Genomic DNA, 13,363 nt, shown 5'->3' on the forward strand with positions numbered 1-13,363 from the left:
GCTTTAAGCGATAGCGAATTACAATCTTTAACAACAATATAATGAATATATACAAAGCGGTATTTGATACCAAAGAACAAGGAACAACCTATCTATTGAGTATAGGGGTTTTAATAGAACAAGAGGGAGAGAATGTATTTGCACCTACAACAGCAGCGGTGGTTTATATTGGTAAGGTTGTTAAGATACCAGCAACTTACGATGATGAGGGTAATATAATCACACCAGCGGTTTACTATGACGGCTATGCTATCGATGTAATGAGCAGCGAAAATTTAGACTTTGGAAGCTATGCAGTATACCCAGCTGATAAATCAGCGCATAGTTTTTACGGCTACCCAAAAGATGCAGAAGTACCACCTACAAATTAATAATAAATGTCAAAATTAAACGAAAATACAGAAGTAACTCTAGATTTAAAAACAATCGGTATTGTGGTGGCGGGTGCTATCTCTTTGGTGGGGTTGTACTTTACCTTAAAAAAGGATATTGAATTGGCAAAGGAATTACCAAAGCCAACAATTACAAGAACGGAGTATGATTTAAAAGACCAATTAATTAGGGAAACTATAATGAACACCCAAAAAAAGGTTGAGGAGAATAGCAGCAAACTAGATAAGATTGACGAAAAGCTATATAAAATAATTGAGAAATGAAGTACCTAACATTTATAGCATTATTTTTAACTTTAAACCTAACGGCTCAAGAATACTCATTGCTTGAAATAAACGCAAAGTGGAATGCAAAAAATAACTTACCACAAAAAGAATTAGCTGGGTTAAATATAAAATTTGCTTGGTTAGAAAATCAACCGCAAGTAATTCAAAAAAGTGTTAAAGCTGTACCGATGTTAATACTTATGAAAGACGGCAGACCAGTACACCAATGGCAAGCTGGTATAAATTTAAAACTAGCTATAACAGACGAGGATATAAAAAAGGTTTTAAGTAAAATCAATTAAAATGAGAAAAATAAGTAAACATATATCATACAAAGAGGCTACAAATTCTAATTACGCAAAAAAGCATGATATAGAAAATAAGCCAAACGATGAGCAATTAGAAAACATGAGGTTAATTGCTGAGGAAGTTTTTGAGCCATTGCGTAAATGGGTTGGTGGGCCAATAAGAGTAAACAGTTTTTTCAGGTCTAAGGAATTAAATAGTGGTATTAATGGGAGTAAAACCAGCAGTCATTTAAAAGGCCAGGCAATTGATATCACAAGTATGGGTTTAAAGTCAAACTCAGAAATGTTTTATTACATAAAAGATAATTTAGAATTTGACCAGTTAATATGGGAATACGGAAAAAGAAACCCAAAATGGTTACATGTATCTTTTAATAAAGTTAAAAACAGAAAACAAGTATTAATAATTAAAGAGGTTGGACAATACAAATACTTTAATGAATAAAAAGAAAAAAAGGTTTAAAGATACTAGGGTTGGTAAGTTTTTATCAAAAGCGGCCCCAAATATATTAAATGCAGCAAGCGATATAATGCCCGATGCTGGTGTTTTAAAGCTATTAGGCGGCCTTATAAGTAAAGATAAAGACATTGCACCAAAAGATAAAGAAGAAGCCTTAAAACTGCTAGAATTAGATATAGCAGAAATGGAACAAGTTTCAAAACGTTGGAGTGCTGATATGGCAAGTGATAGTTGGCTCAGTAAAAATGTAAGACCGATGATGCTTATTTTTTTAACAACCTCAACATGGAGTTTAATTCTTATGGATAGCCTTAATATAGAATTTGGTGTTGCTACTGAGTGGATTGATTTACTTAAATCTTTATTAATAACAACCTATTTGGCTTATTTTGGTAGCCGAGGTATTGAAAAATATAATTTTCTTTCAAAGAATAAATAAGATATTTCCCAGGTATATTTATTTTAATATTTTAATAGTTTTTTTTATACTATTAATTTATTTTTTTAGGTATATATTACTATTTCCTATTATAGTATTTTATTTTATATATTTGAAGTAATTAAAAATTGTAAAGTTATTAATTTTATTTTTAGAAAAAAAATGGAAAACACCAAATGTATACAAGTTAGGAAAGATTATTATTTACTTTTTATAGGCGATAAGTCATTAGGGGAGTTTGAAAGAAGCCAATTAAGAAACATTATAGAAGTAATAGATAATGCCATCTAAAAAACCCAGTAGAAGCAAAATAGTTAAAAAGCTGGATGCTATATTTAGCCAGTATATAAGATTAAAGGAGGCTGATGATTTAGGTAATGCAACTTGTTTTACATGTGGTAAAAAAGACCATTGGAAAAAATTACAAAACGGACATTTTCAATCACGTAAACATTACGCCACTAGATGGAGCGAAAAAAATTGCCAGGTGCAATGCCCGAAATGTAATGTCTTTAATTACGGAGAACAATTTCTATTCTCTAAATATTTAGATGAAAAATATGGGGATGGTACCTCAGAGGAATTATTTATTACCTCAAAAAAAATTATAAAGTTTTCAAACAACGAGTTAGAAGATATGATAAAACATTATAAAAATTTGGTGGATAGTTTTTAATAGACTACATTTGATACTTCTGTTTTGTTAATGAGAAGGGTTTTGGTTTCAAGGTACCAAGGCCCTTTTTTTTTGTTATTTATTTACTTATTAACATTTTTTTACTATATTTGGATATTATTAATAAAAACAAAACAGTAATGAGAACACAAAAACATGACTTAAAAGAAAAGATTAAACACCTTGAACAATCTTTACAAAGGGCAATTTTAAATAAAGATGCCTTTGCAAAATTCCACATTAGTAAAGATTTAGACATTGCAAAATCAACCTTATATAACATACAATAATGGGAACAAGTTACTCACAAGAAACGGCCCAAAGTATTATTGAGCAATATATATTTAGAGTTGAGGCCCTATCTAAAAAGATAGAAGAACTACAAGCAAAAATAGAAGTATCACAAATAAACAAACAAAATGGATAGAGATAAATTAAAGGAACTTTACATTAGGTACAACCTGGATAAAAACGATGTATATAAACACCAGCATTATATTATCATCACCAGGGCTGGAATCGAAAAAATCGCTGCCAAGGAAAACATTGCAATAAATTACGAGGTTGTAAAATGTGAACCAAACTTTGCAGTTGTAAAAGCCTATGCAAAAAAAGAGGGTGTGCAAATAGAAACTTTTGGTAGTGCATTAAAAGGTGCTAACTACAAAGATGGAAACTGCAATAGTTGGTACGTTATGGAAATGGCAGAAAAAAGGGCCTTATCTAGAAGCGTATTAAAACTTACTGGCTTTTATGAGTTAGGAGTATTTGGAGAAGATGAAAGCGATGATTTTAAAAAGAGTAAATAATATGAAATACACAAAAAGTTATTGGCATTGGAATAATTCACAAGATGATTTATTAATTAAAATTTTAAATAATAAAACAAAATTAGATACGAAAGAAAAAACAATAAAAAGAGTAAATAATAACTAAATAATAATTAACAAAATGAGAACAGAGACTTTAAGTAAAGTGAGTTACAACTATGTAACAAAAAAACAAACAGATTTAACAGTATCAATGGTTTATATTACGCCTGAGGTTGCAAAGCACTATTTAAGCTATAATACGCACAACAGAAAACCATCTGATAGAAGTATTAAATTTTTAACCAATCAAATGGAAAAAGGTTTATTTATAGAAAATGGCGAAAGTATTGTGTTTGATAAAAACATGAAATTAACTGATGGGCAACATAGGTTAATGGCAATTATTAAATCTGGTAAATCATACCACATACCAGTTGTAAAAGGGGTTGCAGTAAAATCTATGGCAACTTATGATACTGGTAAAAATAGAAGCTCAGCTGATATATTAAGTATAAACAACTACCAATACCCTAATTTAATATCAGCTTTTATAAAATTAATATATAAGTATGAAAAAAAATCATCAAAAGCAACATTTGCTTTAAGCTACAATAGACATGATATGCTAACAAACCAGCAAATACTAAATTATTGTAAAGAAAATTATGATTGGTTACATAAAATAGCTGCGCAAGTTACAAGCATTTACACTAAATCAGATTTTAAAGTTTTAAGTAAATCTAATTTTTGTTATATTGTGTACATGATAGGAGGTAAAAACCCAAGTGTAGAAGTTTACGAGTTTATGAAAAACATATTTGGTATATCAAGAACGCAAGATACGGCAACTAGTTATTTATATAGTAAATTATATAAAGCCAAAATAAATAAAGAACCCCTAAGTTTTTATTGGATACTAGGTATGTGCATAAAAGCATGGAATTACTACATAGATGGAAACCCAGCGGTAAAATTTTATAAATTTAATACTGAACAAGAATTACCAAAAATTAACTAATAAAAATTAAATTATGAGTGCAATAATAAACGGAAGTATCGATGTGGCAAAATTGCCAAAAGAAAAATTTATCAAAGGAAAAAACGGAAGTGTTTGGTATAATTTCACAATATCAATAAACGATGAAACCAGGTACGGCAATAACGTTGCTTTTACTGATAGCCAAACAAAAGAGGAAAGAGAGGCAAAGGTTGCCAAAACTTACTTAGGAAACGGAAAGGTTGTTTGGACTGATAGTAATATTGTAGTTGCTGAGAGAGAAGACCAGCCACAAGTGGTAAAAGAAAAGGCTGGCGAAGATTTACCATTTTAATTAGCCAAAATTTAAAAAGGGTGTGGGTTTTTAACTTACACCTTTTTTTTTATACATTTAACAAATGACAGAAAAAGAAACAGAAGAAAATATGTTTATGGAGTTTATTGCTGATAATTGCAAAATAGACATAAACGAAAAAATAGAATACCCACCAGTGTGTTTAAGCTATGGCGAAAAGGTTTTACAATCAAATAAAGGAGATACAATTGTTCCTATTGCCCTGGGTACTTATGGTAACCTCTCAGTGGTAACGGCTCCACCAAAGACTAAAAAGACATTTTTTGTGTCTTTACTAGCAAGTGCTTTTTTAAGTGGGACAAATATTTATGGTGGAAAAATAAAAGGGCATAGGGGGGATGGAGATTTAATACATTTTGATACTGAACAAGGTAACTGGCATGCAGCCAAAGTATTTAGAAGACCATTAGACATGGACAACAACATACCAGGAGATAAATATCATACCTTTGCGCTGCGTACAATAGGTTTTAAAGAGCGTTTACAATTTATTGAGTACTACCTAAGAGATAGAATAGATAAGCCGTCTTTGGTTATTGTAGATGGTGTTGCTGATTTATTGGCGGATGTAAATAATATTGAACAAACAAATCAATTAGTAAGTGCATTAATGAGAATAAGCACACAATATAATTGTCATATAATAAATGTAATACACCAAAACTATGGCAGTCAAAAACTAGGAACTGGACACCTAGGAAGTGCCTTAGAAAAAAAAGCGGAGGTGGTTATAAGTCTAGAAGCGAATACAGTGAATAAAGATTGGGTTACTGTTAAATGTGGAAGAAGTAGGGGTTACGCATTTGACACTTTTAGTTTTCAAGTAAATGAAAAAGGGTTGCCTATAATAGTAAATAATTTATATGACCCTTTAAAATAGTATGGTACAAAAAACAATGGTTTTGGTTGCTGCAAAGCATAAAGAGTGGATAGAAATAGTTACAACTTTTGGGTGTAACAAAGAGGTGGCCGAAGATATTGTACAAGAAATGTATTATAAAATACAACTTAAATTAGAAAAGGGTTTGGATATAATGTACAACGAAAAAGAAATAAATTACTATTATATATTTAAAACACTTAAAACCTTGTTTTATGATTTAAAACGCAAAGGCCAAAAGGTAAACATGGTTACAATAGATAACCTACATTTAACAACTACGGATATTGATTTTAATGAGCCATACGAAAAAATACAAGAAAAACTTTCAAAAATGTATTGGTATGATAGGAAAGTATTTGAGATTATAAACGAGGGGGAAAGCATAGCAGAATTTTCTAGAAAAAGCAAAATACATTATTACTCACTTTATAACACCTATAACAAAGTAAAAAATAAATTAAAAAAATTACTATGAGTTTAATAAGAAATAGTAAACAAGTAAGACAAACAATAGATTTTACTGGTGTGCAAAGTGGTAAAATACACCCCACAGATATAGATGTTGTTTTAGAGTTTGATAATGAGGTTTTAATTTTAATGGAGGTTAAACGCATAGGAAACAAAATACCAATTGGCCAAAGATTGGTTTTAGAAAGAATTGCCAACTCTTGGCATACAAAAAAAAGTGTGGTGTTTTATGTAACACACGATTTTAAAAATGATAATAAAGATATACCATTAGACAAATGTAGTGTTGAGAGTATATATTTAAAAAAGGAGTGGAAGCCAGCAAAGCAAAATATAAACCTTATAGACTGTTTAAAAGGTTTTAGTGAAAAATGGAATATAAAAAAATTAAAACTATGAAATTAGGTAACATTATTTATTACATAACAAAGTACACTGGTGTAAAATGGCTGGTAGATAAATATCATTCACACTGGGGAACTAAGTGTAAATGTAATAATAGAAGAAAAAAGTTAAACGAAATAAAAATAGAACGATGGTAAAATTTAGTAAAGAGGATTTTATAATTTGGACACAATTTAGGGAAGTAAAAAAAGATACCTTATCTGATGCTGAGTATAGAACAATTTGCAAGCTGCATGCAGATTATTATAACCATAAATATCATAGGCCATGTACATGCAACCCAGCTAAAATAAAATCTTGGATAAAAGATTTAAATATAATTTGGGATAATGGAAAGTAAAAAAATTAATGAGTGGGAAAAGGCAGTTGTGTTTCTTTTAAACCTAGATGGCTGGGAGTTGGAACATTGTGGCAATGGAAACAGTAGATACGATGCAAAAGGTAAAACTAGCAAAGGTCTTGATTGTGTTATTGAAATGAAATTTAGAACAAAGTATTACCAGGAAAAAATGTTGGAAAAAGAAAAATACGATGGCCTTATGGAGTTGGATAAAGATATTGTAAAGATATATTTTGTAAACGACCCAAAGGGAAACTTCATGTATTACCTTAATACTTTAAAGCTGCCAAAGGTCGAAAGTAAGTATTGCCCTGATACAAGTGTTTACACAAAAAAAAGGCTGCATAAACCAGTGTACTTGCTTAAAGAAAACGATGCGGTAAGAATAAATATAAATATTGACCCTTTTTAAATTTTGTTAATAAGTTAATAAATTGTATATTGTGTTATATTAACCAAAACAATAACAATGTCACAATTTGAAAAACTAGGTTATTTTATAGATTATATTATTGACGATAAATATATTGGCTCAATTACTATGGAAAAACCTGATAGAGAAACAATAGGTTACTATGGTAAAATAACTGAGGTAGCAATTGAAGATATTATATTTAGTAACAAAAAACGCATTAAAAAAGGCCAAACATTTTATACTATAATGTACCCTTTATGCGGCAAATTAATAAAAAAACAATAACAGATGAAACAGACAATTAACTTTACAGATTTTACAGATGCCTTTAAAAATTATAATAGGCAAGAACAATTTAGCTATAATGGTAAAAAAGCCTTATTTGAATATTTAGAAGAATATGAGGAAAGCACTGGCGAAGAAATAGAATTAGATGTAATAGCGCTATGCTGCGAGTATGTTGAATATGATAGCCTAGAAGAATTTTGGCAAGATTATGATGAGGAAGATTTTCCACATGTGGAGGCTATTGAATGGCATACCCAGTTTATACCAATAGATGATGATAGTTTTATAATAGCAGCATTTTAATATGAGAGTAAACGAAGCAGCCTGGGAAAAGCTAAAAAAGCAAATAGAACAATATACGGAAGCTGACCCATCTATATCAGACATATCGATTAACTACCAGGTAAAAGAAACAAAAAACAGAAATTATTTAAGATTAAATATAACAATAGACAAATGGGACAAAATAACAGGATAGAAAAATTAGAGGCACAAATTGAGATATTAAAATCACAATTAGAGGAAGCGCAATCACATACCTACATTTATAATACAGATACTATATGGTGTAGAGATGGGGAATTGTATATTGGTTATAATGATGACAAAACACTTGTTATGGATGTAGACCAGCTTTTTAGGGATTTACCATCAATTATAAGAATGGTAACCAAAGAACAAAAGAAAATGCAAGCAATGCACCATAAAATGATAAAGGAAGCAATATGATATTATTAATAGATGCAGATAGCTTAATATTTGCAAGCTGCTATCGTAAAAGGGAAAACCCTGATGATGATATTTACTATAAAGATATAGTGGAGGCCAGGCATAAATTTGATGAGCAATACATGAAAATTGTTAATGACCTAGAAGAAAAGTACACAATAGATAAGGTATTGACATTTAGCGGCTCAAAAGGTAATTTTAGAAAATTAATAACTAGCAAGTATAAAGCCAATAGAAAAAAGCAAGTGTTGCCACCGCTATTAGATGAAATGCATCAGTACGTTAAAACCCAATACGATAGTATATATGGTTACGGCATAGAGACTGATGATATAGTTGCCAGGTATTGGAAACAAATTAGCGATGAGGTGGGCCGCAACGAAGTTATGATAGTCAGCATAGATAAAGACTACAAACAATTCAATTGCTTAATGTACAACTACCATTTTAAACACCAGGAAGTTTTAGATATATCAGAAGAAGAAGCAATGTTTAATTTTTACTCGCAAATGATAGAGGGCGATACGGCGGACAATGTAAATTACTTTAAAGGCAAGGGAAAAAGGTTTGCAGAAAAATACTTTGTAGATTGCAGCACTAAATACCAGTACACAAGAAAACTATATGAATTATTTAAACAAAAATACAAAAGCAAAGCCAGGCAAAAATATACTGAGTGTTACCATTTATTAAAACTAAGAACGGAATGAAAGATAAAATAGTTGAAGATTTAAAAAGGGAGTTTGATATAAGAAGTTGTGTAGGCATAGACAAATACAAAACAACCCTACAAGATAATAACCACGATAATTTTTTGCAGCACTTAAAAGAGGAACTTATGGATGCTGCGCTATATATACAAAAACTACAAAGCAATGGAAAAAAATAAAATAGAGGTACCTTTATTAAAAACACCAAAAGAGATAAGCGATTTATTAATTGAAATTAGTGGCGTAGATATATTTAAAAAATCAAGGGTTAGAAACATTGTTGAGCATAGGGCGTTTTTTTGTTATTTATTAAATGAAAAATTTGAGTTAGGCCCTAGCGCCATATCAGCATTTATAAGAACGCAACCTAAATTAAAAACATACGACCATGCAACTGTAATACATGCGCTTAAAAAGTTTAAAATATATAAAACATATAGGGAAGAATATTTTAATATACTGGAGGGTTATTTTGAAATAAGCCCCGATGCAGATTATAAAGAACTGCCAAAGTTGGAAAGGCTTTTAAACCAGTATAAAGAAATAAAACTAAAATATAATAATGCCAGCAAGAAAATAAAAAGGTATGAAGAAAAACTAAATGATTTTAATGAACTAAAAAGAAAAATAAAATCAGGGTTTACAAAAAACGAAATACTTTATAGAGATTTAAACGAAGCGCAAATGAAAATATATGATGAAAGGGCGGCATTAATTTTAAAGTCTTTTAATTGGCAAAAACCAAAAAATGAGTACGAAATAATAAATTGCGAGGCATGATAAAAAAAGAATGGCATTTTATGAATAAGCCAATGAGTAAAAAGAAATTAATACAAAAGTTGCAACAACTGTTAGATAAACTACCAAAAGGCAAAAAAAGAAAAGCAATTAGGGAAAAGCTATTAAATTTAAAGCTAGGTAAAAAAAATAATTAAATACGTTATATATATGGAGTTAGTAAAAATTAGTAAAGTAAAACCAAACCAAAACAACCCACGTTTTATAAAAGACTATAAGTTTGAAAAGTTAGTTAAATCTATAAAAGAGTTTCCACAAATGCTAAAATTACGCCCTATTGTAGTAAATAGCGATATGGTTGTGCTGGGTGGCAACATGCGTTTAAAGGCATGTAAAGAAGCTGGGCTAAGTGAGGTGTATATTTTAAAAGCTGATGAATTAACTGAGGAACAACAACAAGAGTTTATAGTAAAAGACAATGTAGGTTTTGGGGAATGGGATTGGGATATACTAGCAAACGAATGGGATATAAATAAATTAGAGGAATGGGGCCTAGATGGTTTTCCATTTGAGGAAGAACCAGCAGAAAAAGAAGAACATAACAAACTGCATGATATATTTATAATACCACCATTTAGCATACTAGATACAAAACAAGGTTACTGGGTTGATAGAAAAAAATATTGGAAAAACTTAATTGGCGATAATGGAGAAACAAGAGAGGGTACATTGGCTGGTGGGGAAAAAAATATAATGGCAGCAACAAATAATGGTGTTAGCATACTTGACCCAGTGTTAGCAGAAATATCTAACAGATGGTTTGGTATTGATAATGGTAAAACCTTTGATTGTTTTGCTGGGGATAGTGTTTTTGGTTATGTAAGCGATGCCCTAGGCAATACATTTACTGGAATAGAATTAAGAAAAGAACAAGCCGATTTAAACAACCAAAGGTTAAAAGGCAGTAAGAGTAAATACATTTGCGATGATGGTGTAAACGTATTAAAACATATACCAGTAGGTAGCCAAGATTTACTTTTTAGTTGTCCTCCATATTACGATTTAGAAGTTTACTCTGAGTTAGAAAACGATGCTAGTAACCAGGAAAGCTATGAGGACTTTTTAAAAATAATAGATAAAGCATTTACTGGGGCCATTAAGTGTTTAAAAGAAGATAGGTTTGCGGTTATTGTGGTCGGGGATATTAGAGATAAAAAAGGGTTTTACTATGGGTTCCCTGATGATATAAAAAACATATTTGCTAAAAATGGTGTACAAATATATAACGAAATGATAATAGCGGAAAGCCTAGGTACTTTGCCGCAACGTGTGGGCCGTTATATGACAAACAGAAAAATTGGGAAGTGCCATCAAAACGTTTTAGTGTTCTATAAAGGCAACACAAAAAACATAAAAAACAATTATAAAAAATTAAACTTTACAAACTTAGATGAAAGCGCAAATATATAATTACGCAATATGGGTTAATGAGACAAACCCTAAGGCACTAAAAGATAAATATAATGAACTACTTAGCCAAAGTGGTTTTAACGTGTTAGACGTAGCTGAAAAACATTTTGAGCCATTTGGTTACACTGCATTGTTTTTACTTAGCGAAAGTCATTTTGCAATACATACATTTCCTGAGCATAACGAAACCTATATTGAGTTATCAAGTTGCGTAAAAGAACCATTTAATTTATTTGTACAAAATCATGAGTAAAGATATAAGAAGTATGAACCTAGTAGAAAGGTATAAATATATAAACGAGCAAAAACGCAAAAGGTTTAACCCTACAACGGAAGAAAAAGAAGCACAAAACAAAAAAAATAATGAACAAAGATAGACATATAAAAAAGGAAAGCCTACTTAAAGCACTTGAGCAAAGTTTGGGGGTTGTTACAGTGGCTTGTAAAAAGGCAGACATACCCAGGAGTACATATTACAAATGGTTAAAAGAAGATAGGGTGTTTGCAAATGCAGTTAATGAGATAGAGAACGTTGCACTTGATTTTGCGGAAAGCCAATTACACAAACAAATATCTGCCAACTCAACTGCGGCAACAATATTTTATTTAAAAACCAAAGGCAAAAAAAGGGGCTACATAGAACGCCAGGAAATAACTGGGGCCGATGGTATGCCAACTAACTTCCAAATTGAGATAATTGATAAAACCGAAGATACAGACTAACATTGTATATAAACACCTAGCCAATACAGATAAAAAGATTGTAGTTGAGCAAGGTGGTACGCGCTCAGGTAAAACCTACAACATCCTTTTATGGGTTATATTTAATTATTGTGCTGCTAACAATGATAAGATTATAACCATATGCCGTAAATCATTCCCTAGTTTGCGCGCAACTGTAATGCGTGACTTTATGGCAATACTACAAAAGTACAATTGCTATAATGAACAGTACCACAATAAGTCTAACTCAGAGTATCACTTGTTTGGCAACCTGGTTGAATTTATATCATTAGACCAGCCACAAAAAATAAGGGGCCGTAAAAGGGATTTGCTATTTGTAAACGAGGGCAACGAACTTTATTACGAGGACATGCAGCAATTATTATTTAGAACCCAGGATAGAATTATATTAGATTTTAACCCATCAGATGAATACCATTGGATATATGATAAATTAATACCTAGGGATGATTGTGTGTTTTATAAAACCACATACCTAGATAACCCATTTATTGAGGTATCTATAAGAAACGAAATAGAACGCCTTAAAGATACAGACGAACAATACTGGCAAATATATGGCCTAGGGGAAAGGGCTGCAAGTAGGAGTACAATATTTAAGTATGTTGAGGTTAACCAAATACCACAACTAGCAGAACTAATTGCATACGGAATGGACTTTGGGTACACCAATGACCCCACCACATTTGTTTCTGTTTATAGCGAGGGCCACAATTTATATATACAAGAGCATTTATATAGAACGCAAATGACTACAAGCGATATAAATAAATTTTTAAAAGAGCTTAATTTAACAAGCAAACCAATATATGCTGATAGCGCAGAACCCAGGTTAATATCAGAATTGCGTGCAATGGGCAACAATATATTCCCCAGCATAAAAGGTAGGGATAGTATAAACGCTGGTATTGATTTACTTAAAAGATACAAAATACATATACTATCAACCTCAACAAATGCTATAAGCGAGTTTAGAAATTATAAATGGAAAGAGGATAAAACTGGCATGCTAATTAATACGCCTGAGGATAAAAATAACCATATTATTGACCCATGCCGTTACGCAACTTACTCAATATTAAGTAGACCAAACTTTGGGAAATATGCTTTACATTAAAATAAATTTGTTTATATGTTAATAAAATTGTATATTGCAGTATATTAACCAATACAAAACAGAAATGACAAAACAAGAAACAGAACAAGAAGTAAAAGAAGTATTTAGCTACTTAGCAGATTTAAGAGATAGTGGCACAACCAATATGTTTGGTGCAACCCCACATTTACAATATGAATTTGGGTTTGATAAAAGAACCGCTGCTAACTACTTAGTATTATGGATGCAATCATTTAGAAATGAAAAAGTATAAAACCGAAATAGTTTTAGTATTAATGTTGGCATTTTTTGTAATAGCATTAAATGCTTTAAATATGTATATAAATGTATAGTAATTGTTGTGGTGCTGA

Annotated in this window: 32 protein-coding genes; all 32 read left to right on the forward strand. The window is 30.9% G+C overall.

Annotated elements, in window-relative coordinates; all coding sequences use genetic code 11:
- The first annotated feature begins 41 nt into the window (after positions 1-41).
- The 32 genes from AADI82_RS08925 (at position 42) to AADI82_RS09080 (ending at position 13,266) form a co-directional block, all read left to right on the forward strand.
- Positions 42-371, forward strand: a complete 330-nt coding sequence (locus tag AADI82_RS08925) for a hypothetical protein (protein WP_341216098.1) — start codon at positions 42-44, stop codon at positions 369-371.
- Between the two features lie 6 nt (positions 372-377).
- Positions 378-656 (forward strand): hypothetical protein, encoded by a 279-nt coding sequence (locus AADI82_RS08930; RefSeq protein WP_341216099.1) that lies wholly within the window; start codon positions 378-380, stop codon positions 654-656.
- A complete protein-coding gene (locus AADI82_RS08935; RefSeq protein WP_341216100.1) occupies positions 653-961 on the forward strand; it encodes a hypothetical protein in 309 nt (102 codons plus the stop codon). Before AADI82_RS08930 ends, AADI82_RS08935 begins: the two co-directional genes overlap by 4 nt.
- 1 nt (position 962) lies before the next feature.
- Complete coding sequence (locus tag AADI82_RS08940) at positions 963-1,412, forward strand: D-Ala-D-Ala carboxypeptidase family metallohydrolase (protein WP_341216101.1); 450 nt, start codon at positions 963-965, stop codon at positions 1,410-1,412.
- Positions 1,405-1,866: a hypothetical protein gene (locus tag AADI82_RS08945; protein ID WP_341216102.1), complete on the forward strand. Its 462-nt coding sequence runs from the start codon at positions 1,405-1,407 to the stop codon at positions 1,864-1,866. Before AADI82_RS08940 ends, AADI82_RS08945 begins: the two co-directional genes overlap by 8 nt.
- Positions 1,867-2,028: 162 nt before the next feature.
- Positions 2,029-2,157, forward strand: coding sequence for a hypothetical protein (locus AADI82_RS08950; RefSeq protein WP_341216103.1), 129 nt, complete (start codon positions 2,029-2,031; stop codon positions 2,155-2,157).
- Complete coding sequence (locus AADI82_RS08955; RefSeq protein ID WP_341216104.1) at positions 2,147-2,542, forward strand: recombination protein NinG; 396 nt, start codon at positions 2,147-2,149, stop codon at positions 2,540-2,542. The genes AADI82_RS08950 and AADI82_RS08955 overlap by 11 nt, the downstream gene beginning before the upstream one ends.
- Positions 2,543-2,682: 140 nt before the next feature.
- Complete coding sequence (locus AADI82_RS08960) at positions 2,683-2,832, forward strand: hypothetical protein (RefSeq protein ID WP_341216105.1); 150 nt, start codon at positions 2,683-2,685, stop codon at positions 2,830-2,832.
- On the forward strand, positions 2,832-2,969 hold the full coding sequence (locus tag AADI82_RS08965; RefSeq protein ID WP_341216106.1) for a hypothetical protein: 138 nt from the start codon (positions 2,832-2,834) through the stop codon (positions 2,967-2,969). Before AADI82_RS08960 ends, AADI82_RS08965 begins: the two co-directional genes overlap by 1 nt.
- Positions 2,962-3,351: a hypothetical protein gene (locus tag AADI82_RS08970; protein ID WP_341216107.1), complete on the forward strand. Its 390-nt coding sequence runs from the start codon at positions 2,962-2,964 to the stop codon at positions 3,349-3,351. Before AADI82_RS08965 ends, AADI82_RS08970 begins: the two co-directional genes overlap by 8 nt.
- 1 nt (position 3,352) lies before the next feature.
- On the forward strand, positions 3,353-3,478 hold the full coding sequence (locus AADI82_RS08975) for a hypothetical protein (protein WP_341216108.1): 126 nt from the start codon (positions 3,353-3,355) through the stop codon (positions 3,476-3,478).
- Between the two features lie 15 nt (positions 3,479-3,493).
- Positions 3,494-4,372 (forward strand): hypothetical protein, encoded by an 879-nt coding sequence (locus AADI82_RS08980; RefSeq protein WP_341216109.1) that lies wholly within the window; start codon positions 3,494-3,496, stop codon positions 4,370-4,372.
- Between the two features lie 13 nt (positions 4,373-4,385).
- Positions 4,386-4,685: a hypothetical protein gene (locus AADI82_RS08985; RefSeq protein ID WP_341216110.1), complete on the forward strand. Its 300-nt coding sequence runs from the start codon at positions 4,386-4,388 to the stop codon at positions 4,683-4,685.
- Between the two features lie 64 nt (positions 4,686-4,749).
- Positions 4,750-5,586, forward strand: coding sequence for an AAA family ATPase (locus AADI82_RS08990; RefSeq protein WP_341216111.1), 837 nt, complete (start codon positions 4,750-4,752; stop codon positions 5,584-5,586).
- 1 nt (position 5,587) lies between these two features.
- Positions 5,588-6,064, forward strand: coding sequence for a hypothetical protein (locus AADI82_RS08995; protein WP_341216112.1), 477 nt, complete (start codon positions 5,588-5,590; stop codon positions 6,062-6,064).
- Complete coding sequence (locus AADI82_RS09000; protein ID WP_341216113.1) at positions 6,061-6,456, forward strand: hypothetical protein; 396 nt, start codon at positions 6,061-6,063, stop codon at positions 6,454-6,456. The genes AADI82_RS08995 and AADI82_RS09000 overlap by 4 nt, the downstream gene beginning before the upstream one ends.
- Positions 6,457-6,592: 136 nt before the next feature.
- The gene (locus AADI82_RS09005; protein ID WP_341216114.1) at positions 6,593-6,802 is read left to right on the forward strand and encodes a hypothetical protein; all 210 of its coding nucleotides are present in this window, start codon (positions 6,593-6,595) and stop codon (positions 6,800-6,802) included.
- Complete coding sequence (locus AADI82_RS09010) at positions 6,792-7,214, forward strand: hypothetical protein (RefSeq protein ID WP_341216115.1); 423 nt, start codon at positions 6,792-6,794, stop codon at positions 7,212-7,214. The genes AADI82_RS09005 and AADI82_RS09010 overlap by 11 nt, the downstream gene beginning before the upstream one ends.
- Positions 7,215-7,271: 57 nt before the next feature.
- Positions 7,272-7,502 carry a hypothetical protein gene (locus tag AADI82_RS09015; RefSeq protein WP_341216116.1) on the forward strand — a complete coding sequence of 77 codons (231 nt, stop codon included), beginning with the start codon at positions 7,272-7,274 and terminating at the stop codon, positions 7,500-7,502.
- Between the two features lie 3 nt (positions 7,503-7,505).
- The gene (locus AADI82_RS09020; RefSeq protein WP_341216117.1) at positions 7,506-7,808 is read left to right on the forward strand and encodes a hypothetical protein; all 303 of its coding nucleotides are present in this window, start codon (positions 7,506-7,508) and stop codon (positions 7,806-7,808) included.
- Position 7,809: 1 nt separating this feature from the next.
- Entirely contained in the window at positions 7,810-7,983 is a 174-nt protein-coding gene (locus tag AADI82_RS09025; protein WP_341216118.1) for a hypothetical protein, read from the forward strand.
- Positions 7,962-8,234 carry a hypothetical protein gene (locus AADI82_RS09030; RefSeq protein WP_341216119.1) on the forward strand — a complete coding sequence of 91 codons (273 nt, stop codon included), beginning with the start codon at positions 7,962-7,964 and terminating at the stop codon, positions 8,232-8,234. The genes AADI82_RS09025 and AADI82_RS09030 overlap by 22 nt, the downstream gene beginning before the upstream one ends.
- Positions 8,231-8,944, forward strand: coding sequence for a hypothetical protein (locus AADI82_RS09035; RefSeq protein ID WP_341216120.1), 714 nt, complete (start codon positions 8,231-8,233; stop codon positions 8,942-8,944). The genes AADI82_RS09030 and AADI82_RS09035 overlap by 4 nt, the downstream gene beginning before the upstream one ends.
- On the forward strand, positions 8,941-9,123 hold the full coding sequence (locus AADI82_RS09040; RefSeq protein ID WP_341216121.1) for a hypothetical protein: 183 nt from the start codon (positions 8,941-8,943) through the stop codon (positions 9,121-9,123). The genes AADI82_RS09035 and AADI82_RS09040 overlap by 4 nt, the downstream gene beginning before the upstream one ends.
- Positions 9,110-9,724 (forward strand): hypothetical protein, encoded by a 615-nt coding sequence (locus AADI82_RS09045; RefSeq protein ID WP_341216122.1) that lies wholly within the window; start codon positions 9,110-9,112, stop codon positions 9,722-9,724. Before AADI82_RS09040 ends, AADI82_RS09045 begins: the two co-directional genes overlap by 14 nt.
- Positions 9,721-9,879 (forward strand): hypothetical protein, encoded by a 159-nt coding sequence (locus AADI82_RS09050; protein ID WP_341216123.1) that lies wholly within the window; start codon positions 9,721-9,723, stop codon positions 9,877-9,879. The genes AADI82_RS09045 and AADI82_RS09050 overlap by 4 nt, the downstream gene beginning before the upstream one ends.
- 13 nt (positions 9,880-9,892) lie before the next feature.
- Positions 9,893-11,152 (forward strand): ParB N-terminal domain-containing protein, encoded by a 1,260-nt coding sequence (locus tag AADI82_RS09055; RefSeq protein ID WP_341216124.1) that lies wholly within the window; start codon positions 9,893-9,895, stop codon positions 11,150-11,152.
- A complete protein-coding gene (locus AADI82_RS09060; RefSeq protein ID WP_341216125.1) occupies positions 11,133-11,405 on the forward strand; it encodes an S-adenosylmethionine decarboxylase in 273 nt (90 codons plus the stop codon). Before AADI82_RS09055 ends, AADI82_RS09060 begins: the two co-directional genes overlap by 20 nt.
- Positions 11,398-11,529: a hypothetical protein gene (locus tag AADI82_RS09065; RefSeq protein WP_341216126.1), complete on the forward strand. Its 132-nt coding sequence runs from the start codon at positions 11,398-11,400 to the stop codon at positions 11,527-11,529. The genes AADI82_RS09060 and AADI82_RS09065 overlap by 8 nt, the downstream gene beginning before the upstream one ends.
- Positions 11,516-11,875, forward strand: a complete 360-nt coding sequence (locus AADI82_RS09070) for a hypothetical protein (protein ID WP_341216127.1) — start codon at positions 11,516-11,518, stop codon at positions 11,873-11,875. The genes AADI82_RS09065 and AADI82_RS09070 overlap by 14 nt, the downstream gene beginning before the upstream one ends.
- Positions 11,850-13,013: a PBSX family phage terminase large subunit gene (locus AADI82_RS09075; RefSeq protein WP_341216128.1), complete on the forward strand. Its 1,164-nt coding sequence runs from the start codon at positions 11,850-11,852 to the stop codon at positions 13,011-13,013. The genes AADI82_RS09070 and AADI82_RS09075 overlap by 26 nt, the downstream gene beginning before the upstream one ends.
- A gap of 64 nt (positions 13,014-13,077) precedes the next feature.
- Positions 13,078-13,266 carry a hypothetical protein gene (locus AADI82_RS09080; RefSeq protein ID WP_341216129.1) on the forward strand — a complete coding sequence of 63 codons (189 nt, stop codon included), beginning with the start codon at positions 13,078-13,080 and terminating at the stop codon, positions 13,264-13,266.
- Positions 13,267-13,363: the final 97 nt, after the last annotated feature.

The organism is uncultured Wocania sp. (genome assembly GCF_964021735.1).
In the GTDB taxonomy this organism is placed as follows: Bacteria; Bacteroidota; Bacteroidia; order Flavobacteriales; family Flavobacteriaceae; genus Wocania_A.